We start from the raw sequence: 26,236 nt of genomic DNA on the forward strand, positions 1-26,236 counted from the left end.
TGTCATCATATTCTACGTTCGAATGAATTCACTGTTTTATTCAAGATAGCATTATCCGTGCATTCTGCAATCGCATCTGTCTCAGATGATATCAGAATGCTGACATTCCAGTTTTTAACTGATGATAAATTAGGCTTTATTTTTTACTAAATGAAAAGTTAATTTCTGTTTATTGTTGAATTATTTTATTTTGAATAATTTCATTTTAATGATAATTAGTGCCTGATGTTATCGGGTGACTATCTGAATTTATTAAAAATAATAAAACAGTATATTTTTACTCATATTTGAATATCACCTCTGTGGTGGTGGTCAGCAAGATGCTGGCTAAGCCAGTAATGTTGTTTATGGTTTCAGAAAACATCGCATGGGCTTTGGCGTTGTCAATATCATAGTGTATAGACACCCGAGCAGTGATTTTGTCTTCAGAAAATCCATGCGGGCAGGGAGTGGCTGGTTGAGGATAACCAGTATCTTTGAGTGGTATGTGAAATAAACGCTCTTCGAGTCTGAACTTAGCATCCTTTCTATAAGAGATCTTTTATTTCAGCAAGTTGCTATTCCTGTATCGGATCTTATTTTTACCTGTCCGTTATTTCCATTATTATCATCGTTTTGTTTTTGACTGATTGGTAGCTGATATGACTGCGATTCTCCTGCTTGATTCCCGCGCTGATGAAATTTGTTCTGTACTGCATGCTGCTGATCCTCATCTGGCTCTGGTGGAAAGTACTGGCGATCCGCAGCAAGCCGCTCAGTGCCCTATCTGGGTGGGAGAGCCGGACAAAGCTGCTCATATGCTGAGACTAGGAGTGAAGCCTCAGTGGTTGCAATCGACCTGGGCAGGATATAAACCGTTGTTGGAGGCCAGATTACCGCAGGATTATCGTCTGAGTCGTGCAGTAGGGGTGTTTGGTCAGCCGATCGCCGAATACATCATCGCCTATCTGTTGCAGCATGAGTTGCGAATGAATATGCGTCAACAAAGTCAGCAACGATGTGAGTGGGATAAGTCACTACCGGGTTCATTGTATGGTCGTCAGGTATTAATTGTGGGCGCTGGCGATATTGGCCGGGAAGTCGCGGCCTTTTTACAGCCATTCGGTGTCACTTTACACGGTATTGTTAACGTGCCACGCCCTCTGCCGGGATTTGAACGGGTGGCTGGCATAACTGAATTGCCTCAGGCGGTACAGCACGCTGATTATGTTATCAATATTCTGCCTGATACCCCGGCAACAACAGGTATCTACAATGCGGCGTTGTTTGCTGCGATGAAACATTCTTCACTGTTTATCAACGTAGGGCGGGGTAGCGCTGTGGTGGATGACGATTTGCTGGCGGCACTGGCACATCAGCACATTGCGGGAGCGGTGCTGGATGTGTTCAGGCAAGAACCTCTGCCACAAGGGCATCCATTCTGGCGGGTGCCTAATCTTACAGTAACCGCACATATCGCCGGGCCATTGATCCCGCAACGGTTAGGACATCTGTTTTTGGAGAACTTACCCCGATTTATGCATGGATTACCGTTGATAGGAGAAGTCGATTTTTCTGGCGTTTATTAAGAAGAACCCGAGGATTCATCCGTTGATGAAAATTGCTTGCCAACATTATGTGATTGGTTCATAATTCCGCCCTCTTGAGATTTCATAGAAAATAACCAAATATTTCAGTATGTTATTTCTTGTTTTCTTCTGAGGGTCATCCAAGTCAATGTGTTATTTTGTCACAGGGTAGAGGGTGATCAGGCAGTATCCGTGCGGGAATAGCTCAGTTGGTAGAGCACGACCTTGCCAAGGTCGGGGTCGCGAGTTCGAGTCTCGTTTCCCGCTCCAATTCTTCATCTATAGACATCCGCCAAGGTCTATAGTTTCTTGATTCAAAAGGGTTCTATCCCTGGAGAATGTCTGGCAGAAACTGCTCAATGCCACTGTCAATCTGCCCGAACGGTACATGAAATCCGGGTAGTCGCTGGTTTGCTGAGTCACTGCCCCTGAGTGCAATACACCTCTTATCAACTCGAAGTCGGTGTACCTATGGTATTAACTGATGCCGTAGTCCGGCAAGCCAAGGCCACCGGCAAAGACTACACCATCATGATGCAGATGGACTTCGTCACGAAAAACGGATAAAGGGGAGCTGCTATAACCGCAGGGAATGTGAATTTTTTAAGCATTCCGTGGCTGTTTTTTCTGTATTTTTCGTTCGCAAGTTGATCAGTTGGCAGGTACCAGAACATAGCCGGATTGCAGCCCTTGCACCTCAATGCCTTGAGCGATAGCCCGGCCCGGCGTGACTCGTATTTTTGACGGTGCTGCGTCAAGCGTAGCGCGATACCGTACATAGGTAGAGCCATCATCGTCCGTGCCCAGTGCCTGTGGCGGCACCGCAATACCCTGCTCGTTGCGGTAGATGATGATGGCCAGTCGGGCGCTCATGCCCAGTCTGACCTGCTGCGCGGCCTCGGCATGAGGTCTATCGACTGAAATCACGATGTCATAATGGGCGGTTGCACCAGGCGCGTCTGCTGCGTTGCCTTGTACCGCGATGGTGGCAATACGGCCCGTTAGTGTTTGTCCGGCAAAACCATCCCCAGTGATTTGTACCGGCATACCTTCGCGCAGTTGGTGCAGATCAGCTTCTTCCACTCGAGTGAGTACCTGAATGCGATCCAGCCCTATTACGAGCAGCAGAGGCGCTCCTTGCATGACCTGTACCCCGGCTTGAGCGATGACGGCTTTGCCGCCCTCAGGCATCGACGGACGTAAAATCACTCCTGAAAACGGCGCTTTGAGAACCTGGCGTTCGCTTTGTGCTGCTACAGCCTGATGACGCGCTTGTGCGTTGACTAGTTCCATTTCAGCAATCTTGCGCTCTTCACCCTGGCCGCGCGCTTCGACGGTGAGCAGCTCATCCTGCGCGGAGAGTAAGTCTTGCTGCTGCATGCGCACTTGTTGCGCAAGCGTATCAACTTCCATGCGGGCGACGATACCGCGCTCAAACAGAGCCCGTGTATCGCGCAGGTTTGCTTGCGTGACTCCCAGGATCGAGCGGGCTGTCTGCACGGCGCGTCGGGCACGGGAAACTTCGGGGCTACTGTCCCAGTTGCGTAGTTGATGGACTTCACGCTGTGCTTTGAGTAGTTCCGCCTGCGCCTGGCGTAGCTGAATTTCAATTTGCCCTGGGTCAAGTCGCAGGAGTGTCTGGCCCGCTTCAACAGTCTGCCCTTCCTGTACCAACACTTCACGGATAACGGCTTCAAACGGCGCTGACAGGGTTTCTTGCCGGGCAGCCTGAATGCGGCCCATCAGCCCTAACTGCTGTTCGATCAATTGGGGTTGCACCCGCAACCACTGTACTTGCGTGTTCTGCGCCAGGCTGGCGTCGTCGGGTTCCCAGGGTTTCCAGAAAATGGCGACAGTCACTACCATCAGCAACGCCAATAGCACCGACAAGATCGGGCGGCGACGGATGAGCGTGATCAGTTGGTTCGCCAGGCGGTATCTAGTCATTAAGCGCTATATCCCAGCTTTGTAGTGTGGTGCCCAGCGTCTGATCCAGTTCGGCCTGGGCGTTCAGGTAGCTGATCAACGCGTTGAGGCGTGCATTCTCGGCATTACGCAGGTCGTTCTCGAAACTCAGCACCTGGAAGTTGCTGGATCGGCCCACTGTGAGTTTTTCCCGCTCAATTTCGAGCTTGCGGCGGGTGAGGTCACGCGCGCGCTGAGCGATTTCGTACTGCCGCCAGCGGGTGCCAATATTGCGTACTGCATTCGTTACATCGCGCTTCAGTTGTTGGCGGGCTTCCGCCAACTGAATCTCCTGGTTGCGCGCATTGACCTGGGCCTGTACTTCGGCCTGGCGTGTGCTGAGGTCGCCAATGGGAATTTCGACCTGTATCCCGACATAGTTTTCCCAGGTGCGTGCGGCGTCGCCCAGAGTATTGCGGTCACGTATCTGGCTGGCACCGCCCACAATCGAAACATCCCAAAGGCGGTCGTTACGCGCCACCGCGAGATTGATGGCCTCCTGCTCGCTATATATGACCTGGGAGAGCCAGGCTGGCTGTGACGCTTCGGCTTGGTGTAGTGCCTGGGCTGCATTGACATCCACACGTCGGGCCTGTAGCGCCTCGGTTGCAACAATAGGTGTGTTCAGATTCAGGGCTAGTAGCTGCAACAGGGCAAGCCGTGCCGTGTCCACCTGATTGCGGGCCTCTTCGTAGGCCAGTTCTTGTGAGGCGACCTCGGCTTCCGTCTGCACAATCTCGAACTCTGCCATGCGCCCGGCTGCGATCATGGCTCGGTTGACCTCGAGCAGCTGGCGAGCGCGCCCCAGCGAGTCCCGAGAAATCTTCAATTGTTCCTGTACCTGCAATAGCGTGCGATAGGACTCGATCACCTGTGTGATGGTCTGCGAGACAGTGGATTTCAGGTTGAGTCGGTTGGTCTGCTCGGTTAGCCGTGCAAGGCGTACCGGCGCTGTCGCAATCTCCTTGCCCGCACCGCGTAACAACGGTTGGATCAGCGATATATTGGCACCGTCATTGAGTGATAGTCCGGCCTGGTCAGCCTGTGTATGACGATACGTCCATCCCAGGCTCACGCGGGTGCCATACGGCGTCAGCAAGGTGGTTGTAGGCGTTACGGAACCCTGCCGATAACGGTCATCCTGATTCCGATTGGAAAGGTAGCTGCCACTGAGCATCAGCTTCGGTGTGAAGCGGTCTTCGGCCACGCGCAGATCGAACTTCTGGGCTATGCGATCCAGATAGGCGCTACGGATAGAACGGTTGTCGCGCAGCCCTAGATAGATCGCATCGCTCAGTGTCAGCTCGATGGTCTGGGCATTGAGTGAAATACTGGCAGCCGAGGGTGACGGCTGGCCTTGGCGGGTTGCCTGGGACGGGCGCAATGACCTATCAGTTCCCGCTTGGGCAACAACAGGGGCCATCAGGGTGAGAGCAATGAGGATAGGCACATTACGCATCGCGCAACGCCTGTTCGGGAGTAAGCCGTGCTGCCGCCATGGCTGGCGACAAGCCAAAAAACAGGCCGGTTACAATGGCACTGCCGATACCGAGGGGCAACGCTGCCGCCGATAATGAGAAGGACGACCAGCCGGAGTAGTGAACGAAGGCCCAAGCCATGACTAAGCCGACTGCCGCACCGGCCAGCGCGCCCGTAGCGGCCAGTATGATCGCTTCCAACAGAAAGAGCCTGGCAATGTCTTGGGGCCGAGCGCCGAGCGCCATTCGCACACCGATCTCGCGGCGTCGCTCAGCGACATTCATCACCATGACGTTCATGACGCCGATGCCACCGACCAGTAGGGCGATACCCCCCAAGCCAGCCAGCAGCCAGGAGAACAGGCGTGATTGCTGGGCCATGCCGTCAAGCAGCAGCCGGGGAATTTGCACGTTGACCTCATACCCAGGCATTTTATCTCCCAGCCACTGCTGCAAACGGGGAGACGTCTGTGCCAACGTAGTGCCGTTAGGGTTGCGGGCCAGTACGCTGGTTATCTGTGGGTTAGGAATGATGCGCCGCATACCCTCTAGAGGCAGCAGAATAGCGTCATCCAAGGAGACGGGAAGCAGAGTGTTCTGACCTTTGGGCTGTAGGATGCCGATGATCTGAAACAGGTAGCCGCCAATTTGTACATGGTCGCCGGGCAGGGTATGGATACCCGCGCTTTTCCATTCGGCCGCTACATTTGCACCTAACACTGCATAGGTGCTGTGCGCATCGAACCTGCTCAAGAAGCGCCCTTGCGTCAGTCGGAGATCCAGCACTTTGGGGAAATCTGCATTACTACCCAGCGTGGTTGTACTCAGCGTGTGGCCTTTAAGCCGGGCATCCGTACTCGTAAGGATTAAGGGGGCTGCCGCTGTAATGTCGGGGACGGCCTTACGAAGCGCGTCGGTATCCAGTGTGGCAATGTTGGGGAGCGCCTCGCTGCGACCGCCGGTGGGAATTTGCACGTTCGCCACGAGCAGGTCACTGCCCATCCCTTTGAAAACGCTCATGGCTTCCCGTTCGGCGTTGTGCCCGATGTTCAGTAGCGCTACTACGGCCATGCAGCCCACTGCGATCCCCAAGAGTGCCAAGACGGCTCGGCGGCCAAGCTGGCGCAGATTCTCTACCGGTTCGCGCAACTGTTGCAGCCATGAGGGGCCGTAGCCATGCGATAAGCCTGAAGCGCTTGCGGTATGACGGGGTTGTCTAGGCATGTCCAGCTTCCTCTAATCGGCCATCGTGGACTTGAATACAGCGCGCCATGCAATCAGCAATCCCGGTATCGTGAGTCACCACTACCAATGTCGTGCCATATTCGCGGTTCAGGGACAGCAGCCGTTCGATGATGTCCTGCGCGGTCTGGCTATCGAGATTGCCAGTAGGTTCATCGGCCAGCAGTAGCGATGGTTCGCCGACAAGGGCGCGAGCTATTGCAACGCGCTGGCGCTGCCCGCCTGACATATCGGCTGGGCGATGGTGACGGTGATTGGTCAGGCCAACTCGCTCCAGTTGCATCAGAGCGGCTTGTCGGGCTTGTGGCTGGGGGATGCCGCGATACAGCAGAGGTAGTGTTACGTTGTCCAGCGCATCGAGCCGTGGTAGCAGGTTGAAACTCTGGAATACGAAGCCGATAATCCGGTTACGCGCTATAGCGCGTGATTCAGCATCGGCGCTGGTCATGTCTTTACCTGCGAGCAGTACACGGCCCGAAGTGGGTTCGTCCAGTAACCCGATGAGGTTGAGCAGCGTGCTTTTGCCAGATCCAGATGCTCCGACAATGGCGCAGCTTTGGCCCGCAGGGACGGAGAACGACACATCATGCAGAACCGCCTGATTGGATGCGCCCGTAGTGTAAGCGTGCGTAATATTTTCCAGGCGAATCAAATCGGTATCGTGAGCTCTCTGCATCCTTTCTCCAGAATGTTTGTCGTCCTCTTGACAGTGTTGTTGCCGCAGGCTGCTTTTAACTACTCGCCTTATGCTTGCTTGTTATCGCCCAATCGTTGGGTCAGCAGCTCCAGCAAAGATTCCAGTTCATTTTTGTGTTGGGCTGATTCAGCGCCATTTGCCTGTTGCATCCTGGCCTGCAATTGGGTGTCGTAACCCTTTGGCAGTTGGGCTTCCTCGATGGCTGGGAGTGACTGATAGTAGTCCAATATTTCTTGATAGGTTTTTGAGGAAACCTCGCCGTTTCGGTTGTATTCGTCCATTATTTTTTGAGAAACGGTTCGGCTCCATGCCTCATGTTGGTCATAGGCTTCCAGCCATGCGGCCCGGCGTTCATTGATGGTAAATGCGCCACTGTCATCGTAAGTAATCAATGCTAGTTGATCGCGTGACATCCCTTTGAAGGGATTTACTCCCTTGCCATTGGTAAAGTCGGTTGCTTGTCGGGCTTGGGCAAGACGCTGTGGGTCGTCAGAGGCTGGCACTTCCGCATCATGAACAGCCTTGTTGCTCCGATAGCTCTCTCCCAGCAGCTTATTGACGGTAGACTGTGCAATAGCGGCCAACTCGTCGCGGCTGGTGTTGGCATCGCGTGCGGTCGCACGGTTCGCCGCATCACTAAGCAGGTGGGAAAGCGGCGAAACCTGCGTTTTGGCACTGGCCTGTATGTCGATTGTGCCGTTAGTCTTCTCAGATGTTGTAGCGCTGGTCTTGTTGATAGTGCCTTGTGCGCTAACCTGTGTTTGTTGCGCCATAGAGGTGCCAAACTGATTGATACCGTTCATACTGGGATTCCGCAATTTCCATATCTACAGAAGAAGTGCGGCCAAACTATTGGCCTGAGCCGCACTTTGCCAATTACTTCATCGTGAATTCAACGGTCCATGAATAGTTCGACAGATTCTGCGACTTAATGGTGGCGTTGCAGACTGCGCCATTACTGGCGGTTGCGGTTTTGTTCCATTTCGGAACTTTGGTGGGACCACCAGGAAGCAGAACGCCGCCAATGATCTGGTTCACGAAGGTCGTGCCGAAGACACAGGTCTTTCTACCCATGGTGTAGCGCACAATTGCTGCGTTGGCATCAGGGCTGATCGGGTTCTGTACTGTGTAAGTATTGGTTCCTTGAGGCGCAACAGTCGTTGCAGGCTTGGGACTGGCATTTACGTTGGTACTGACCTCGTTATTGGTCACAATCTTGTAGGTCGCCTCTTGGGTACCCAGATTCTTGAATGTGATCTATACTGGTGGGCCCGCAAATGCCGCGCCAGCAGCGCACATCGTAGCAGCGGCAAGAGTAGCCAACAGCATGGTTTGTTTGATTTTCATACATGATCTCCTTCAATGGTATTGAACAATGTAACCGTGCAGGGCTTGTTTTTGCCCGTCCGGTATTGCAGCACTTCGCTGTGCGATCTCATGCGGCAATTCTGCTTTGTCCAACCGACATTGAAGCAAGTCCATGTGGATTATTCTGTTCAATGCAAGTCGGCAAAATTTGCGTATAAATTCCTCTATGGGATAACGACTCGAAACAAGAAAACTTTAGTGGTGTTTGACATATGTTTTGTGCCGTCCTGGTTCTTGCTGAATAAGCGGTGCAGAAGGATGTCCCGCGTGGCAAGCGTCATCGTTCATGGCCGTGCTAGCGAAGGTTCATACGCCGCACAAGGCTGACAGTCGCATCGTTTAGCGCCGTCCCTCTGCGACTTTGCCTGGTTCACGTTTCAGAATGTTGTCGTTGCCCAAAGAGGTGCGCTGGTTGCGGTCATGGTCGCGTCATGCTGATGCAGAGTGCATAACGTTCGTGACGTGACAGAACTACCCCATGGCAGCACCTTGTCCAGGAGCAACAGACCGAGGAAGGAGCGCGTTTCGGAGGATTGAGTCCTATTGATCAAAAAAACACTTGAAGGGGTGTCGTGGAAAATTGCTTGCTAAGATCTTCCGGGTAAGACAGAATACGGTCCCTCAAACAGAAGGGTGTACCAAAAACTTTTGTTGAATCAATGAAACAGGTGGGAATCCGTTGTCTCGTTTCCCGTTCCAAATTTTCAGCATTTTCTCCATTTCTTTCAGAAATTTCCCCCTCTTTTTTTGAAAAAAATAATTCTTTTGAACAGACTTATCCACAGATGATGTGCTTTAGTTTATATCTGTCAGTTTGTCATCTAAAAAATTTTTTTTATTTATATATCTGAAATAAAAAGATAAATTTATAATAAAAAACGTTATCAAGATCACTTGTACTTTTTGTTACGATTGATTGACAACGATTTTTTATAATTATCCACAGATGATATAAAGCTTCAATGACAAATTTTTTTCACCAAATATCATGTCAGCCGTCTCTGGGTAATCCTTTCTCAATAGCTCGAATAAGCCGTTTTTTCTGGGCTGGCAAGATGTCAAGTGCTGACTGTTCCCGGCGGGACAGTTGCTGAGCAATGGCCCATTGGATATGTTCATCCAGCACGTTGTTTTCCCCAAGTCGGGATCGCAAGGCCAGTACGATATGATCTTCATAAGGTGCATTACCCAGGGCGACTGCAATATTGCGTAACCAGCGTAAATGGCCAATGCGGCGAATAGATGAACCTTCGGTGATCCGTAGAAATTTGTCTTCATCCCAGCCAAATAGATCTAACAGCTCTGGCGCGTGTAAAGCGGCACGTGGACTGAAATCCACTTCATCCGTCAGTTGCGAGAAACGGTTCCACGGGCAAATTAACTGACAGTCATCACATCCATAGATACGGTTACCTATCAAGGGCCGTAGGGCTTCCGGGATAACGCCTTCCAGTTCGATAGTCAGGTAGGATATGCAGCGTCGCGCATCAACGGTATAAGGCTCGACAATCGCCCCTGTTGGGCAGATTGTCATGCAGGCGACGCACTTTCCACACGCTTCCTTAACCGGATTATCCAATGGAAGGGGTAAATCAATGAGCAGCTCCCCCAGAAAAAACCAAGATCCCGCAGAACGATTAAGTATCAGTGAGTGTTTGCCAACCCAGCCTAGTCCGGCTTTGGCGGCTAACGGCCTTTCCATAATCGGCGCAGAATCAACGAAGGGGCGGAACTGCAACTTTCCACAGTAGGCCTGAATCATGTCTCCCAGCTTTTTCAAACGCTGGCGCAGCAATTTGTGATAATCGCGGCCCAATGCGTAACGACTGACATAACCCAGGTGAGGATTTTTTAGGGTATTAGCAAAAGCAGCCTTAGCAGGAAGATAATTCATGCGTACACTTATAACGCGCAATGTCCCGGGCAACAGTTCGTGTGGGCGGGTTCGCAACATACCATGTCGGGCCATCCATGCCATTTCGCCGTGATATTGCTTATCCAGCCATGCCTGCAACCGGGGTTCTTCGTGAGAAAGGTCGGTATCACAAATTCCCACCTGCTGGAAACCCAGCGATTGACCCCATTGCTTGATAAGTTGTGCTAATTCATTGAGATCGTAGGGGTATGTCATGATGGGCCATAGAAAGAATCAAGTCTCTTCCACTTTACCATATTCTGTATTCAGGGCCGACTGGATCCGTGATGAGGAAGCTGAAGCAGCAGAGATGTCGGGGGTTTCGTTGTATACCCTGATGCAACGTGCCGGTGATGCGGCCTTCAATCTCATCCGACGGTATTACCCAAACGCTCGCCACTGGCTGGTGCTGGCAGGACATGGCAATAATGGTGGTGATGGTTATATTGTCGCCAGTCTGGCTCGACAGGCTGGAATGCAGGTCTCGGTTATTGCCATCCCAGGAACCCGGCCTTTACCCGCAGAAGCGACACAAGCCCGGCAGGCCTGGCTGGAACAGGGGGGTACGGAGCTGGATACTGAAGCACTGTGGCCGGAGCATATTGATATTATTGTTGATGGTTTGTTAGGTACGGGGCTTTTATCGGCACCCAAAATGCCTTATGACGAGCTGATTGAGCGAGTAAACCATTGCCCGGCGCCTGTAATGGCATTAGATATTCCTTCAGGATTAAACGCTGAAACCGGTCATCATGAAGGAGCAGTGATTCAGGCTGACCACACGGTGACTTTTATTGTCCTGAAACCGGGATTACTTACCGGGGCAGCCCGTGACTGCGTTGGTCATCTTCATCTTGATGATCTAGGGCTTTCCGAATGGGTAACGCGGCAAGTGGCCCCAATTCAGCGTCTTACTGCGGCATCGCTGATGCGCTGGTTAAAACCACGTCGACCTGTAGCCCATAAGGGCGAGCACGGTAGGTTGCTGATTGTTGGCGGTGACGAGGGAACTGGCGGCGCTGTTTTTATGGCTGGCGAGGCCGCATTACGCAGTGGTGCCGGATTGGTGCGAGTGCTTACTAACAAGCAGTATGTTGCAGCGTTGGTGGCCTTTCGTCCCGAGTTGATGGTACAAGAGCTTACTGCGGTAACTCTGCGTCAGGGAATGGAGTGGGCGGATGTTGTTGTGATCGGCCCGGGGTTGGGGCAGCGGGATTGGGGAAAAAATGCACTGCGAATAGCGGAAAATTGTAACAAATCCATGTTATGGGATGCTGATGCTCTCAACCTGCTGGCAATCAATCCGCATAAACGTCAGAATCGCATTCTGACCCCTCATCCTGGTGAGGCGGCCCGGTTATTAAACTGTCGCGTATCAGATATTGAGAGTGACCGCTTACTAGCTGCCCGGAAACTGGTGAAACGTTATGGCGGTGTTGTCGTGCTGAAAGGTGCCGGGACAGTGATCGCTAATGAGCAAGAGGGGTTGGCGATAGCCGATGTCGGTAATCCTGGTATGGCAAGTGGCGGTATGGGTGATGTGCTTTCCGGTATTATCGGGGCGTTTCTGGCACAAAAACTGGCATTGTATGATGCTGCCTGCGCGGGATGTGTTGTTCATGGTGCAGCAGCAGATAAGTTGGCGAAGCAACGGGGCACGCGGGGGATGTTGGCAACCGATTTGATGCCAGTGTTGTCGCAATATGTAAATCCTGAGTGGATATCCTTAGAAAAGACAGAATGAAGAAACTCTTGTTACCTCTGCCGAACGAGGCAGCAACCATCGCACTAGGTGCCGCACTGGCCAAGGCGTTTGACTGTGCTGGTATTATTTATCTTTTGGGTGACCTGGGGGCGGGGAAAACCACGTTGAGTCGTGGTTTCCTACAGGCGCTTGGTCATAAGGGAAACGTAAAAAGTCCAACTTATACGTTGGTTGAGCCTTATGAATTGTCACCTCGTCCGGTTTATCACTTTGATCTTTATCGGTTAGCCGACCCTGAAGAACTGGAGTTTATGGGAATCCGTGATTATCTGTCACAAGATGCTATCTGTCTGATTGAATGGCCGCAGCAGGGCGTCGGGATATTACCGCCGGCCGATATTGAACTGCATTTGCATTATCAGGGTACGGGACGGCAGGCAGAGGTTATCGCGCTGTCGTCAGTGGGAGAAAAATTACTGGTATGTCTGGCCGGATTATTGAGGTTGAAAACGTCATGATAAACCGGTTGATTAAAGTCTTATTCTGCGTGTCATTGATGTTTGCCAACCCGTTATGGGCGGCTAACCTTTCGGATATCAAGGTCAATAATGCCTCTGGGCAGGCAACGGTGAGCCTCAGGTTCAGTGGGCAGCCTATTTATGCTTTTTTCTCGTTGCACAATCCGGACCGGGTAGTGATTGATGTACGCCAGTCTGGCCTTATTCAAGGGTTGCCGCTGAAATTCAGTGGCCAGAACATGATTTCCCGTATTCGTAGTAGCAAGGCGAAGGATGCGCAAAGTCTCCGGCTGGTGCTTGAATTGACTGGTCGGGCTAAAACGCGAGCGGTTACGCAAAAAAACGGTTCAGACTATACCGTGGTTTTCACCGTGACTGGAGAGAGAAAAGCGGTTGTCAATAATCCAATAACCTCGATATCGCGTAGTGAACCCCAAACTGATCGCAGACGTGTTCCATTCAATGCTAAACCGACGACGACGGCGGACAGGAACACGACGTCGGCCCGGGTTCCTGCCCGTCGTGTGGGCGATGAAAAAATTGTGGTTGCGATTGATGCCGGGCATGGTGGTCAGGATCCAGGTGCGACGGGGCCCGACGGCTTGCATGAAAAAAACGTCACCATAGCGATTGCCCGAAAACTAAAGGCTATCATGGAGAAGGACCCGATGTTTAAACCGGTACTGACTCGTGATGGCGACTACTTTATTTCTGTGATGGGGCGTTCCGAAGTAGCCCGTAAGCAAGGGGCCAACTTGTTGGTGTCTATCCATGCGGATGCGGCGCCAAACCATAATGCTACCGGTGCCTCGGTCTGGGTATTGTCAAACCGACGAGCTAACAGCGAGATGGCCAACTGGCTCGAACAGCATGAAAAACAGTCTGAGCTATTGGGCGGTGCCGGCGATCTATTGGCAAACAGTAGAGCCGATCCCTATCTGAGTCAGGCAGTACTGGATTTGCAGTTTGGTCATTCACAGCGTGTTGGTTATGACGTTGCCGTCAAGGTATTGCGTGAATTGCACCGCATTGGCCGTTTGCATAAACAACGTCCGGAATACGCGAGTCTCGGTGTATTACGATCGCCGGATATCCCTTCACTTCTGGTGGAAACCGGTTTTATTTCCAATGCGGCTGAAGAACGATTATTGGGTAGCGATGCCTATCAGGAAAAAATCGCTAATGCCATCTACCGGGGGCTGCGCAGTTATTTCCTGGCACATCCATTACAATCGGCTCCAAAGCCGGAAAAACGACCATCCATACTGCCGACAGTGAAGTCTTCCGTTTCTGCGACGTCCGGCAGATACCCCAGCCGTAATACAGTGCGTCATACGGTGTCACGGGGGGAAACGTTATCCGGAATTGCTGTTCGTTATGGTGTCAGTATGGCGGCGATACGTGATACCAATCACCTGAAGAAAGATGTGGTCTGGGTTGGGCAGCGATTAACAATCCCGGTGGCTGACAACCGTGTCGCCAATGTGAAGTCTGCCACCAAAAAAGTGGCAACTGTGGTAAAACACAAAGTAGAAAGAGGGGATAGCCTGAGTTCTATCGCCACCCGTTATGGTGTCAGCATGAAAGAAATTCAGCAGGCTAATGATATGGCATCAAACCGGGTATTACTGGGCCAGACGCTAATTATTCCTTCCGTCTGACGTAAACGAAAAGAGGTAAGTTCATGCCGATTCAGGTTCTACCACCACAACTGGCCAATCAGATCGCTGCCGGAGAGGTAGTGGAGCGACCTGCGTCTGTGGTGAAAGAACTGGTCGAGAATAGTCTGGATGCGGGTGCCACACGCATTGATATTGACATTGAACGGGGAGGATCCAAGTTGATCCGTATCCGAGATAACGGTTCGGGTATCAGCAAAGAGGACCTGACATTGGCACTGGCTCGCCATGCGACCAGTAAAATTGCGACTCTTGACGATCTGGAAGCGATTATCAGTTTGGGATTTCGCGGCGAGGCTTTGGCCAGTATCAGCTCAGTGTCGCGTTTGACGCTGACCTCACGCACCGTGCAGCAGAGTGAAGCATGGCAGGCCTATGCGGAAGGCCGCGATATGGATGTTACGGTAAAACCGGCTGCCCATCCGGTAGGGACGACACTGGAAGTCCTGGATCTGTTTTATAATACACCTGCCCGTCGTAAGTTTATGCGCGCAGAAAAAACCGAATTTACTCATATTGATGAGGTAGTTCGGCGTATTGCGTTAGCCCGGTTCGATATTGCGATCAATCTGAATCATAATGGTAAACTGATCCGCCAATATCGGGCTGTCAGTGATGCCTCGCAGTATGAGCGTCGACTAGGTAATATCTGTGGTGCGGCTTTTCTGCAACATGCACTGGCGGTTTCCTGGCAACATGGCGACCTGAAAATTCATGGTTGGGTGGCGGATCCTGCCGGCGCGCGACAACTGCCGGAAATGCAATACTGCTATGTCAATCAGCGTATGATGCGCGATCGTCTGATTAATCATGCAATCCGTCAGGCATATCAGGATCAGCTCAAAGATGAGCAGCAACCCGCTTATGTTCTTTATCTGGAAGTGGATCCCCATCAGGTGGATGTCAATGTGCATCCTGCCAAACATGAAGTCCGTTTTCATCAGGCTCGGCTGGTACATGATTTTATTTATCAGGCGGTGATGACGGTATTGCAGCAGTCGGCGGCACCGATATTGCCCATCACTGAGCCAGGCGTTGAACCTACGCCGGTATGGCAGCAGGAAAACCGTACTGCATCGGGAGGAAATCATTTTGCCCGGACGATTTCTTCAGCGGTGGAAAAAGCGGTTTCCGAACCTGCCAACACAACGGCTCGTGAACGTCAGCCTGCGCCTTATCTTAGCGGCTCGGGTTATCAGAAAAAACAAGGAGAGCTGTACCAGAAATTGCTACAGCCGAAACAGCCATTATCAGGTACGCCCGGCTCTTCACCAGTAGAAACGGTGCTGAAGCCTCCGTCACCGGCGGTATCTCAGGTGATGAGTACGGCTCCATTGGCAAGCAACGACCAGGGATTAGGACGGGTATTAACCGTTTATCCGCCATGCTATGCGTTGGTGGAGTACCAGCAAGGGCTAGCGATATTGTCACTCACTGTTGCAGAGCGCCATCTGAAACAGGCTCAGCTTACTCCCACAACAGAAGGGTTGCGTCCGCAGCCACTGCTGATCCCACAGCGCTTGACGCTGGATAAAAAGGAGTTGAGTGTGCTGTCGCAGCATCAGGCACTACTGACGCAATTTGGTATTGATGTCGCGATTGAACAACAGCGAGCTACACTGCGAGCAGTACCTTTACCATTGAGACAACAAAATTTACAAAACTTGATTTCTTACCTGTTAGGTTATCTGGCCGATTATCCCATGGCAGAGTCTGAACAGATCGCTGTGTGGATGGCACATCAGTTGATCAGTGAGCATGAAAACTGGACACATGCCCAGGCAATACAGTTGTTAACGGAAGTGGAGCGTCTGTGCCCACAGTGGGTGAGAAATCCGCCACCTGAATTTTTATGTGTGATGGATATTGACGCTGCCATCAAGGCCTTGAAGCATGACTGAATTTGAAAAGGAACCGTATCCGCCGGCCATTTTTATCATGGGGCCGACAGCGTCCGGAAAAACAGCGCTGGCGATGGCGTTATATCAGCATCTTCCGGTTGAGTTGATCAGCGTCGATTCTGCTCTGGTGTATCGTGGCATGGATATCGGTACAGCAAAGCCCGGTGCGGACGAGCTATCCCAAGTACCGCATCGCCTGATCGATATCCGTGACCCGGCTGAATCCTATTCTGCCGCTGATTTTCGCCGTGATGCGCTACAGGCGATGGCAGAAATCAGTGCCGCTGGTCGTATTCCTCTGCTGGTGGGAGGAACTATGCTGTATTTTAAGGCGTTGCTCGAAGGACTCTCTCCTTTACCATCGGCCGATCCACTGGTGCGTCGGCAAATAGAAGAAAGGGCACAAAAAGAGGGATGGGAAGCGCTGCATCGCCAGTTATGTGAGATAGATCCAGTTGCGGCAGCTCGGATTCATCCAAATGATCCACAGAGACTGTCTCGGGCACTGGAAGTTTTTTTCGTTTCAGGTAACACTTTAACCGAGCTGACAAAAATATCTGGTGAAGCGTTGCCTTATCGTGTGTATCAGTTTGCTATTGCTCCTGCTACGCGCGAATTGCTTCATCAGCGGATTGCGCTACGTTTTCAGCAGATGTTACAGATGGGTTTTGAAACGGAGGCCAGGGCATTATTTGACCGAACTGATCTGCACACCGATTTGCCTTCTATCCGCTGTGTCGGTTATCGCCAGATGTGGTCATATTTATCCGGCGAAATTGGTTACGATGAAATGGTTTATCGCGGTATTTGTGCTACCCGGCAATTGGCCAAGCGCCAGATGACCTGGTTACGTGGTTGGGACGACGTTTGCTGGTTAGACAGCGACAAGCCTCGGGAAGCGATAGATAAGGTAATACAGGTTGTTAGTGCATAGGTTGGGTGATTGTGTACAATTGGCTGATTCTCAGCACAAAAATTTTATACCGTTATTTTAGGGCCATAGGGTTCTTTGTTACAAACAACAAGCAAATAAGGAAAATATAGAATGGCTAAGGGGCAATCTTTACAAGATCCGTTCTTGAACGCATTGCGTCGCGAACGTGTTCCGGTTTCGATCTATTTGGTGAATGGTATCAAGTTGCAAGGTCAGATTGAGTCTTTTGACCAGTTTGTCATTTTGTTGAAAAATACGGTTAGCCAGATGGTGTATAAGCACGCCATTTCCACGGTGGTCCCATCCCGTCCGGTGTCGCACCATAGTAATACCCCAGGTACTAGTAGTAATCCTGGTACTAACAACTATCATGGTAGTAATCCTGCTGGTCAGCAACAGCCGCAACAGGATAGCGATGACGCTGAATAAGGCTCATTACCGGTTTACCATGGCAGAGGAATGGATGATGTTATCCGTTTTCCCTGCCATGACCGTGTTCGTTTGTTTGAGAGGTTGCTCGGTTGTTTGACCGTTATGAAGCCGGTGAACAGGCGATATTAGTTCATATTTACTTTTCACAAGAGAAAGATACGGAAGATTTACTGGAGTTCGAATCTCTGGTTTCTTCTGCTGGTATTGAGTCGTTGCAGGTTATTACCGGCAGTCGTAAAGCACCGCATCCCAAATATTTTGTGGGTGAGGGTAAAGCGGAAGAAATTGCCCAGGCTGTTAAAGCTACTAATGCTTTTGTTGTGTTGTTTGATCACGCCTTAACACCAGCTCAAGAACGCAACCTGGAACGTTTATGTGAATGTCGGGTGGTTGACCGAATCGGGTTGATTCTTGATATTTTTGCTCAACGAGCGCGCACCCATGAGGGGAAATTGCAGGTTGAGTTGGCGCAGTTACGCCATCTTGCCACCCGTCTGGTACGTGGTTGGACTCATCTTGAGCGTCAGAAAGGCGGTATTGGGCTGCGAGGCCCCGGTGAGACTCAACTTGAGACTGACCGACGTTTACTTCGTAATCGTATCAGTCTGATTTTATCCCGTTTGACTCGGGTAGAGAAACAGCGTGAACAGGGACGTCGGGCGCGCGTCCGTGCAGATGTCCCCACGGTTTCTCTGGTGGGCTATACCAATGCCGGAAAATCGACCTTATTTAACCAGATGACATCGGCTGGGGTATACGCGGCCGATCAGTTGTTTGCCACACTGGATCCTACACTGCGCCGCATAGAGGTGGAGGACGTAGGTGATACTGTGCTGGCAGATACCGTGGGTTTTATCCGGCAGTTACCGCATGATCTGGTTGCTGCATTTAAAGCAACATTGCAGGAAACACGTCAGGCTTCGTTATTGTTACACGTAGTGGACGCCGCTGATCCTCGCATGGACGAGAATATTGAAGCGGTAGAAATCGTGCTGGCAGAGATTGAAGCGGATGACATTCCTATGCTACAGGTTATGAACAAAATCGATATGCTGGAAGGCTTTGAGCCGCGTATTGATCGTAATGAAGATAACGTGCCAGTCAGAGTTTGGCTTTCTGCCCAGACTGGCGTTGGCATCTCATTATTGTTTCGGGCATTAACTGAGCGGCTTTCTGGGGAGATTGTCCATTACTCATTACATCTTCCCCCTCAGGCTGGACGCTTGAGAAGCCGTTTTTATCAGCTTCAGGCAATAGAAAAAGAATGGATTGAAGAGGACGGAAGCGTGGGCTTGACAGTTCGTATGCCTATCGTTGACTGGCGGCGCCTCTGTAAGCAAGAGCAGGAATTGAAAGATTATATTGTCTGAATTGTGAATATAATCTGATGGACTTCTGGGACAATTAACCCCTAAGAATACCTATCATAATTAATGGAGCTAAAACATGGCGTGGAATCAGCCCGGTAATAACGGACAGGACCGCGACCCGTGGGGGAGCAGCAATAATAATAGCGGCAACTCTGGCGGAGATAATAAAGGTGGTCGAGATCAGGGACCACCCGATCTTGATGATATCTTCCGTAAATTAAGCAAAAAGCTTAGTGAATTGGGAGGCAAAAAAAACTCGGGTTCAGGAAACACTGGGAATAGTGGCGGTTCATCATTATTGGGCGGACGTGTTGTCGGTCTGATTGTGGTCGCTGCGGTGGTGGTCTGGGCTGTCAGTGGTTTTTACACCATCAAAGAGGCGGAGCGTGGTGTTGTTACCCGATTCGGTAAATTCAGCCATATAGTCGGTCCGGGGTTGAATTGGAAGCCGACGTTCATTGACGCCGTACGGGCGGTTAACGTGGAGTCTGTCCGTGAACTGGCTACTTCTGGCATCATGCTGACCTCGGATGAAAACGTTGTCCGTGTGGAAATGAACGTACAGTACCGGGTTACTCAGCCTGAACGGTATCTTTTTAGTGTGACGAATGCTGATGATAGCCTGCGTCAGGCAACTGACAGCGCACTGCGTGGTGTTATCGGTAAATACACCATGGACAAGATCCTCACTGAAGGACGTACCATTGTGCGTACGGATACCCAGCGAGTGATAGAAGAAACTATTCGTCCTTATGATATGGGGATTACGTTGCTCGACGTTAACTTCCAGACGGCGCGTCCGCCAGAAGAGGTTAAGGCGGCTTTTGACGATGCTATCGCTGCCCGTGAGAACGAACAGCAATATATTCGTGAAGCAGAGGCTTATGCCAACGAAGTGCAACCGCGGGCTAATGGTCAGGCTCAGCGTATTCTGGAAGAGTCTCGTGCTTATAAAACCCGAGTAGTACTGGAAGCTCAAGGGGAAGTCTCCCGCTTTGCAAGCCTGTTACCGGAATATAAAGCCGCCCCGAAGATTACTCGTGAACGCCTTTATATTGAAACTATGGAGCGAGTGTTGAGCCATAATCGCAAGGTACTGATTGATGATAAAGGCAATAACCTGATGGTACTGCCGCTGGATCGTCTATTGGGTGATCAGAACAGTGGTAATACGACCTCTGATAGTATTACTGGCAGTAAGGTTGCTCCACTGAAGGTATCCAGTTCAGGAGTGAATCACAGTACATCGGATTCCAGTGGTAGCAGTAGCAGCATCATGGATCAACGCAAAGCGGATGCTCAGCGTAATGATATCACTCGTGTAGGGAGAGAATAATATGCGTAAGCCTGTACTATTTATTCTGCTCCTTGTGCTGGTGGTGGTCTATTCTTCGCTGTTTATCGTCCAGGAAGGTCAGCGCGGTATAGTGATGCGCTTTGGCAAGGTTCTTCGTGATGATGAAAATAAACCGCTTGTTTATATGCCAGGCCTGCACGTAAAGATCCCATTCCTTGAATCAGTGAAAATGCTGGATGCCCGTATTCAGACGATGGAAAACCAGGCTGATCGCTTTATTACCAAGGAACAAAAGGATTTGATTATTGATTCCTACATCAAATGGCGAATCAGCGACTTCAGCCGGTATTACCTGGCAACGGGTGGCGGTGATACATCCCAGGCAGAAGTGCTGTTGAAACGTAAATTCAGCGACCGTCTGCGTTCTGAAATCGGTCGTCTTGATGTTAGCGGGATCGTAACGGATTCCCGTGGTCAACTGATGTCCGATGTGCGTAACGCATTGAATACCGGTACCGGAGAAACCACTGAAGCGGATAATGCCATTGCTTCCGCCGCGGCACGTGTCGCCCGTGAAACGACGGGTGTGCCGCACGTCAACCCGAACAGTATGGCAGCGCTGGGTATTAAAGTTATTGATGTGCGGATTAAGCAGATCAATCTGCCGACAGAAGTTTCTGATGCCATTTATAAACGTATGCGTGCAGAGCGTGAAGCCGTCGCCCGTCGATATCGTTCACAAGGGAAAGAACAGGCAGAGAAACTAAAAGCAGCTGCGGATTATCAAGTTACCCGCACATTGGCAGAAGCGGAACGCCAAGGACGCATCCTTCGCGGTGAAGGGGATGCTGAAACAGCCAGGTTATTCGCTGCGGCATTCAGTAAAGATCCTGATTTTTATGCGTTCATTCGTAGCCTGAGAGCTTATGAACATAGTTTTGACAATAATAGTCAGAATGTGTTGGTGTTGAGTCCAGACAGTGATTTCTTCCGCTACATGAAATCACCAGAGAAAACGGTCTCTGCCCATTAATACTGTTTTTTAGTTCAAAAAAGCCCGTATTTACGGGCTTTTTTCTGTCTGGAGTTTTTTTATGAATGCCACTATCTGGTTGGCGCTGAGCCTGGTCCTGGTTGTTGAAGGGCTTGGACCGTTGTTGTTTCCGCGTATTTGGCGTCGGATGATTCTGTCTATGGTGCAGTTGCCGGACAATATTTTACGCCGTTTTGGTGGAGGTATAGTGGTTGCCGGTTGTGTGATCTACTATATGTTGAGTAGCCGTTTGGGTGGCTAAAACTGTTGCTAAAAAATGTGCGCAAACGTGTGCTAAAAGTACTGAAAGCAGAAAGATGAGATGTTAGAATCCTTTTTTAAGCAACCTGGTGATTTTTGAGATGGGTAAGAACGTCGTCGTACTGGGCACCCAATGGGGTGACGAAGGTAAAGGCAAGGTCGTGGACCTGCTGACTGAACGGGCTAAATATGTTGTGCGCTATCAAGGTGGTCACAATGCTGGCCATACTCTGGTTCTCAACGGTGAAAAAACCGTTCTTCATTTAATTCCCTCGGGTATTCTTCGTGAAAATGTCATCAGCATCATCGGTAACGGTGTGGTGTTGGCGCCTGATGCATTCATGAAGGAAATGACGGAACTTGAAGCGCGTGGCATACCGGTACGAGAACGTCTGCTGCTTTCTGAAGCCTGTCCGTTAATTCTCCCGTATCATGTCGCGCTGGATAACGCACGCGAAAAAGCACGTGGGGACAAAGCCATTGGCACCACCGGGCGTGGTATTGGGCCTGCCTATGAAGATAAAGTTGCCCGTCGCGGTCTGCGCGTAGGTGATTTGTTTAATAAGCAGAGCTTTGCAGCCAAGCTGAAAGAAATCATTGAATATCATAACTTCCAGTTGGTTAACTACTATAAAGTTGAGCCGGTGGATTATCAGAAAACACTGGATGAAGTATTGGCGATCGCCGATATCCTGACTTCTCTGGTGGTCGATGTTTCTGACTTATTGGATAAAGCCCGTCGACGTGGCGATTTGATTATGTTCGAAGGGGCGCAAGGAACATTGCTGGATATCGATCACGGTACCTATCCATATGTAACCTCCTCTAATACCACCGCGGGTGGCGTGGCCACTGGTTCTGGCTTGGGGCCGCGTTATGTGGACTACGTACTGGGAATTGTTAAAGCATACTCCACACGTGTTGGGGCGGGCCCTTTCCCGACGGAACTGTTTGACGATGTTGGTGAATATCTTTCTCAGAAAGGTAACGAATTCGGTGCCACAACAGGACGCCGTCGTCGTACCGGTTGGCTGGATGCGGTAGCAGTTCGCCGTGCTGTACAGATTAACTCATTGTCCGGTTTCTGCATGACCAAGTTGGATGTACTTGATGGCCTTAAAGAAGTGAAGATCTGTGTAGGCTATCGGATGCCTGATGGCCGTGAAGTGGATGTAACTCCGCTGGCTGCTGAAGGCTGGGATGGTATTGAGCCAATCTATGAGACTATGCCGGGCTGGTCTGAAAGTACTTTTGGTATGACAGATCATAGCAAACTGCCACAGGCGGCACTGAACTACATCAAGCGGGTCGAAGAAGTCACCGGTGTTCCGGTAGATATTATCTCTACGGGACCTGAACGTGAAGAAACCATGATCCTGCGCGATCCGTTTGACGCGTAATGGTTGTCAAATGTTAAAAAAGGACGGACTATCCGTCCTTTTTTATTGCCGATAGAAGACCCCCAGCTAGGCTGGGGGTTCCGTGCGATATACATGCCGGAAGCAATTTGATCTCAGGCATCAGTGGATGAGGTTTGTTTTTTCTCTTTAAGGGCATTCAGCAGTTTATTGTGAATATTACTGAAACCGCCATTACTCATCACCAGAATATGATCACCCGGTTGAGCCGTTTTAACAATCATCTCTACCAGTGTGTCAATATCCGCACTCCAGTGCGCCGGTTGCACACATGCTTCAGCTACTTCAGCAACCTGCCATGGAATATGCTGTGGCTGAAATATAAAAACTTCATCTGCGCGGCCGAGAGAAGGAGCTAACTCGTTTTTGCACAACCCCATTTTCATGGTGTTGGAACGCGGTTCGAGCACTGCCAGAATACGAGCAGTACCGCCAACTTTGCCACGCAACGCTGCCAGTGTCGCCAGAATAGCCGTTGGGTGATGGGCAAAATCATCGTAAACCGAGACATTATGCTCAGTGCCACGTAACTCCAGACGACGTCGAGCATTAATAAACCCATTTAATGCCCGACAGGCCTCTGCGGGAGGAACACCAACATGACGAGCGGCAGCAATGGCCATTAGGCCATTATGCATATTATGTTCACCCACCAGATTCCAATGCACTTCTCCGACCACTTCTCCGTTCAGGTATACCTGAAATATGCTGGCGTCAACGGCCACTTTTTTAGCGTTCCAAGTACCATCTTCACCCACCAGTTCTTGTTCGCTCCAACATCCCATCGTCATAACCTGTTTGAGATGTAAATCGCCGGAAGGCAGGATAATACGACCTTTGCCCGGAACCAGACGTACCAGATGATGGAATTGTTTCTGGATAGCTTTCAGATCGTCGAAAATGTCTGCGTGATCGAATTCCAGATTATTCAAAACCAGTGTGCGGGGACTGTAGTGAACAAATTTGGAACGTTTATCGAAAAAGGCGCAGTCATATTCGTCGGCTTCCACGACGATGAATGGGCTATCTCCCAGTCGGGCAGAGACAGTGAAGTTACCTGGTACACCGCCGATGACAAAACCTGGTTTATAACCGCAATTTTCCAGAATCCAGGTCACCATCCCTGCGGTGGTGGTTTTACCATGTGTTCCTGCGACTGCAATAACCCAGCGGTTACGTAGTACATGGTCGTGCAGCCACTGTGGGCCGGACACATAAGGGATACTTTGTTCCAGTACGGCCTCAACACAAGGATTGCCGCGTGTCATGGCGTTACCAATGATCACCAGATCCGGAGCAGGATCGAGTTGTGCCGGATCATATCCTTGAATGACGTTAATCCCTTGATCTGAAAGCAAGGTACTCATTGGTGGATAGACGTTAGCATCTGAACCCGTCACCTGATGTCCCAACGAGCGAGCCAACAGCGCCAACCCACCCATAAAGGTGCCACAGATACCTAAAATATGAATACGCATACATTTTCCATCTATATACAGTGAGTCTGCTGTTCTATTCTAACGCCATGAATCCATCATAAGAAATGGATTTGACTAGGTAGTCACTTTCTCTTTGGGCTACACTTGCAAACGCAAACGTTGGCGGTACAAAATTAGAACCGCTTTTCATCCGTAGATTCTGGAATAGTGTTATGAAAACGTTAGGCGAATTCATCGTCGAAAAACAGCACGATTTCTCTCATGCCACCGGTGAACTCACCGCGCTGCTGTCAGCCATCAAACTGGGTGCGAAAATCATCCACCGTGATATCAATAAAGCCGGCTTGGTCGATATTCTCGGTACCAGTGGGGTTTCCAATGTTCAGGGCGAAGTACAGATGAAACTTGATCTGTTTGCCAATGAAAAGTTGAAAGCCGCGTTGAAAGCACGTGGTGAAGTGGCAGGTATTGCTTCTGAGGAAGAGGATGAAATTGTAATCTTCGAAGGAGAGCGGGCTGAAAAAGCTAAATATGTGGTATTGATGGATCCACTGGATGGGTCATCCAACATCGATGTTAACGTCTCCGTAGGAACTATTTTTTCTATCTACCGTCGTATCACGCCGTTGGGTCAGTCGGTCACGGAAGATGACTTTCTGCAACCCGGTCATAAGCAGGTTGCAGCAGGCTATATCGTTTATGGATCGTCTACCATGCTGGTGTATACCACTGGCCATGGTGTCCATGCCTTTACCTATGATCCTTCGCTCGGAGTATTTTGCCTCTCTCATGAAAAAGTGCGTTTCCCTGAGAAAGGAAATATGTACTCTATCAACGAAGGGAACTACATCAAATTCCCACAGGGTGTTAAGAAATACATCAAGTACTGTCAGGAGCAGGATGAATCGACACAACGTCCCTATACCTCGCGTTATATCGGTTCTCTGGTGGCGGATTTTCACCGTAACCTTCTGAAAGGGGGGATTTATCTTTATCCCAGTACGGCCAGTTATCCTCAAGGCAAACTGCGTTTGCTATATGAATGTAATCCGATGGCTTTCCTGGCTGAACAAGCGGGTGGTAAGGCGAGCGATGGCAAGAACCGTATTTTGGATATCATTCCGAATAAATTGCACCAGCGTGCCCCTTTCTTTGTGGGTACAGAGTCCATGGTGAATGATGTTGAACGCTTCCTGCTAGATTTTCCGGATGAGTAAGCCGTCGTGATATCGGCGGGTAATTCTTAACGAATTATCATGTAGCAAGGCCGCTCGTTTTCTCAACCGAGCGGCCTTGGCGCTTAATCTGGTTCCCCGCAGGAACTGCCACTGGCAACATCTTTCAAAAAAGATTTGATGAAGAGGTCATGCCAGACGACAACGTCCTGTGCCATGAACCGCCAGAAGCAACTGACGGCAGTGAAAAATCGGGCTTACTTCACGCGGGAGACATACTCACCAGAACGGGTATCAACCCTGATGACTTCGCCGATCTGCACGAACAGTGGAACTTTAACTACCGCACCAGTAGTTAAGGTGGCTGGTTTGCCTCCTGTACCCGCAGTATCGCCTTTCAGGCCTGGATCTGTTTCCGTGATTTCCAGTTCAACAAAATTTGGTGGTGTTACTGCGATCGGCTGGCCGTTCCACAGTGTCAGCACACACTCAGCCTGTTCAACCAGCCACTTGTAGCTATCACCTACGGCTTTGGCATCCGCAGCCAACTGCTCGAATGTTTCATTGTTCATGAAGTGCCAGAACTCACCGTCGTTATACAGGTAAGTCAGATTCATATCCATAACGTCTGCCGCTTCCACGGAATCGCCGGATTTGAAGGTTTTTTCCAGCACTTTGCCGGAAATAAGCTTACGGATTTTTACGCGGTTGAATGCCTGGCCTTTGCCCGGTTTAACAAATTCGTTCTCAATGATCGCACACGGCTCACCGTCCTGCATGATTTTAAGACCGGAACGGAATTCATTGGTACTATAAGACGCCATGTTGGTCCTCTTAATAC

22 protein-coding genes and 1 tRNA gene are annotated in these 26,236 nt (G+C 50.5%); 14 read left to right on the forward strand and 9 right to left on the reverse strand.

Annotated features, from left to right (window positions below; all coding sequences use genetic code 11):
• Positions 1 to 641: 641 nt before the first annotated feature.
• Positions 642 to 1,568, forward strand: a complete 927-nt coding sequence (locus RS889_RS02800; RefSeq protein WP_315709219.1) for a D-2-hydroxyacid dehydrogenase — start codon at positions 642 to 644, stop codon at positions 1,566 to 1,568.
• A 194-nt stretch (positions 1,569 to 1,762) separates the two neighbouring features.
• A tRNA-Gly gene (locus RS889_RS02805) sits at positions 1,763 to 1,838 on the forward strand.
• A gap of 381 nt (positions 1,839 to 2,219) precedes the next feature.
• Here RS889_RS02805 and RS889_RS02810 read toward each other — a convergent pair.
• The 7 genes from RS889_RS02810 to queG all read right to left on the reverse strand — a co-directional run bounded on the left by RS889_RS02810 (position 2,220) and on the right by queG (position 10,449).
• Positions 2,220 to 3,515 (reverse strand): efflux RND transporter periplasmic adaptor subunit, encoded by a 1,296-nt coding sequence (locus RS889_RS02810; protein ID WP_315709220.1) that lies wholly within the window; start codon positions 3,513 to 3,515, stop codon positions 2,220 to 2,222.
• Positions 3,508 to 4,956, reverse strand: a complete 1,449-nt coding sequence (locus RS889_RS02815; protein WP_315710892.1) for a TolC family protein — start codon at positions 4,954 to 4,956, stop codon at positions 3,508 to 3,510. Before RS889_RS02815 ends, RS889_RS02810 begins: the two co-directional genes overlap by 8 nt.
• Before the next feature lie 28 nt (positions 4,957 to 4,984).
• Complete coding sequence (locus tag RS889_RS02820; protein ID WP_315709221.1) at positions 4,985 to 6,235, reverse strand: ABC transporter permease; 1,251 nt, start codon at positions 6,233 to 6,235, stop codon at positions 4,985 to 4,987.
• Positions 6,228 to 6,929: an ABC transporter ATP-binding protein gene (locus tag RS889_RS02825; RefSeq protein ID WP_315709222.1), complete on the reverse strand. Its 702-nt coding sequence runs from the start codon at positions 6,927 to 6,929 to the stop codon at positions 6,228 to 6,230. Before RS889_RS02825 ends, RS889_RS02820 begins: the two co-directional genes overlap by 8 nt.
• 68 nt (positions 6,930 to 6,997) lie before the next feature.
• The gene (locus RS889_RS02830; protein WP_315709223.1) at positions 6,998 to 7,753 is read right to left on the reverse strand and encodes a hypothetical protein; all 756 of its coding nucleotides are present in this window, start codon (positions 7,751 to 7,753) and stop codon (positions 6,998 to 7,000) included.
• Between the two features lie 73 nt (positions 7,754 to 7,826).
• Positions 7,827 to 8,162 (reverse strand): hypothetical protein, encoded by a 336-nt coding sequence (locus tag RS889_RS02835; protein WP_315709224.1) that lies wholly within the window; start codon positions 8,160 to 8,162, stop codon positions 7,827 to 7,829.
• A gap of 1,147 nt (positions 8,163 to 9,309) precedes the next feature.
• Positions 9,310 to 10,449 (reverse strand): tRNA epoxyqueuosine(34) reductase QueG, encoded by a 1,140-nt coding sequence (queG, locus tag RS889_RS02840; protein ID WP_021017256.1) that lies wholly within the window; start codon positions 10,447 to 10,449, stop codon positions 9,310 to 9,312.
• Here queG and nnr point away from each other — a divergent pair.
• From nnr to RS889_RS02895, 11 genes are all read left to right on the forward strand, one after another.
• Complete coding sequence (gene nnr, locus RS889_RS02845; RefSeq protein ID WP_051391535.1) at positions 10,448 to 11,977, forward strand: bifunctional ADP-dependent NAD(P)H-hydrate dehydratase/NAD(P)H-hydrate epimerase; 1,530 nt, start codon at positions 10,448 to 10,450, stop codon at positions 11,975 to 11,977. The two genes, queG and nnr, sit on opposite strands and share 2 nt — an antisense overlap.
• A complete protein-coding gene (gene tsaE / locus RS889_RS02850; RefSeq protein ID WP_021017254.1) occupies positions 11,974 to 12,456 on the forward strand; it encodes a tRNA (adenosine(37)-N6)-threonylcarbamoyltransferase complex ATPase subunit type 1 TsaE in 483 nt (160 codons plus the stop codon). The genes nnr and tsaE overlap by 4 nt, the downstream gene beginning before the upstream one ends.
• On the forward strand, positions 12,453 to 14,117 hold the full coding sequence (gene amiB / locus RS889_RS02855) for an N-acetylmuramoyl-L-alanine amidase AmiB (RefSeq protein ID WP_315710894.1): 1,665 nt from the start codon (positions 12,453 to 12,455) through the stop codon (positions 14,115 to 14,117). Before tsaE ends, amiB begins: the two co-directional genes overlap by 4 nt.
• Before the next feature lie 23 nt (positions 14,118 to 14,140).
• On the forward strand, positions 14,141 to 16,036 hold the full coding sequence (mutL, locus tag RS889_RS02860; protein ID WP_315709225.1) for a DNA mismatch repair endonuclease MutL: 1,896 nt from the start codon (positions 14,141 to 14,143) through the stop codon (positions 16,034 to 16,036).
• On the forward strand, positions 16,029 to 16,970 hold the full coding sequence (gene miaA, locus RS889_RS02865; protein WP_021017251.1) for a tRNA (adenosine(37)-N6)-dimethylallyltransferase MiaA: 942 nt from the start codon (positions 16,029 to 16,031) through the stop codon (positions 16,968 to 16,970). Before mutL ends, miaA begins: the two co-directional genes overlap by 8 nt.
• Positions 16,971 to 17,081: 111 nt before the next feature.
• On the forward strand, positions 17,082 to 17,399 hold the full coding sequence (gene hfq / locus RS889_RS02870) for an RNA chaperone Hfq (protein ID WP_021017250.1): 318 nt from the start codon (positions 17,082 to 17,084) through the stop codon (positions 17,397 to 17,399).
• A 92-nt stretch (positions 17,400 to 17,491) separates the two neighbouring features.
• Positions 17,492 to 18,772 carry a ribosome rescue GTPase HflX gene (gene hflX / locus RS889_RS02875; protein ID WP_021017249.1) on the forward strand — a complete coding sequence of 427 codons (1,281 nt, stop codon included), beginning with the start codon at positions 17,492 to 17,494 and terminating at the stop codon, positions 18,770 to 18,772.
• Positions 18,773 to 18,848: 76 nt separating this feature from the next.
• Complete coding sequence (gene hflK, locus RS889_RS02880) at positions 18,849 to 20,108, forward strand: FtsH protease activity modulator HflK (RefSeq protein ID WP_315709226.1); 1,260 nt, start codon at positions 18,849 to 18,851, stop codon at positions 20,106 to 20,108.
• Between the two features lies 1 nt (position 20,109).
• Positions 20,110 to 21,102, forward strand: coding sequence for a protease modulator HflC (gene hflC, locus RS889_RS02885; RefSeq protein WP_021017247.1), 993 nt, complete (start codon positions 20,110 to 20,112; stop codon positions 21,100 to 21,102).
• Positions 21,103 to 21,163: 61 nt separating this feature from the next.
• Positions 21,164 to 21,364, forward strand: a complete 201-nt coding sequence (locus RS889_RS02890; protein WP_021017246.1) for a DUF2065 domain-containing protein — start codon at positions 21,164 to 21,166, stop codon at positions 21,362 to 21,364.
• A 100-nt stretch (positions 21,365 to 21,464) separates the two neighbouring features.
• Positions 21,465 to 22,763, forward strand: coding sequence for an adenylosuccinate synthase (locus RS889_RS02895; RefSeq protein WP_021017245.1), 1,299 nt, complete (start codon positions 21,465 to 21,467; stop codon positions 22,761 to 22,763).
• A gap of 113 nt (positions 22,764 to 22,876) precedes the next feature.
• Here RS889_RS02895 and mpl read toward each other — a convergent pair whose 3' ends face one another.
• Entirely contained in the window at positions 22,877 to 24,259 is a 1,383-nt protein-coding gene (mpl, locus tag RS889_RS02900; protein WP_315709227.1) for a UDP-N-acetylmuramate:L-alanyl-gamma-D-glutamyl-meso-diaminopimelate ligase, read from the reverse strand.
• 173 nt (positions 24,260 to 24,432) lie between these two features.
• Between mpl and fbp the strand changes: the two genes are divergently transcribed.
• On the forward strand, positions 24,433 to 25,437 hold the full coding sequence (gene fbp / locus RS889_RS02905; RefSeq protein WP_021017243.1) for a class 1 fructose-bisphosphatase: 1,005 nt from the start codon (positions 24,433 to 24,435) through the stop codon (positions 25,435 to 25,437).
• A gap of 215 nt (positions 25,438 to 25,652) precedes the next feature.
• Here fbp and efp read toward each other — a convergent pair whose 3' ends face one another.
• Positions 25,653 to 26,219, reverse strand: a complete 567-nt coding sequence (efp, locus tag RS889_RS02910; protein ID WP_021017242.1) for an elongation factor P — start codon at positions 26,217 to 26,219, stop codon at positions 25,653 to 25,655.
• Between the last annotated feature and the right edge of the window lie 17 nt (positions 26,220 to 26,236).

This window comes from Brenneria uluponensis (assembly GCF_032395385.1).
Taxonomy (GTDB): domain Bacteria; phylum Pseudomonadota; class Gammaproteobacteria; order Enterobacterales; family Enterobacteriaceae; genus Prodigiosinella; species Prodigiosinella aquatilis.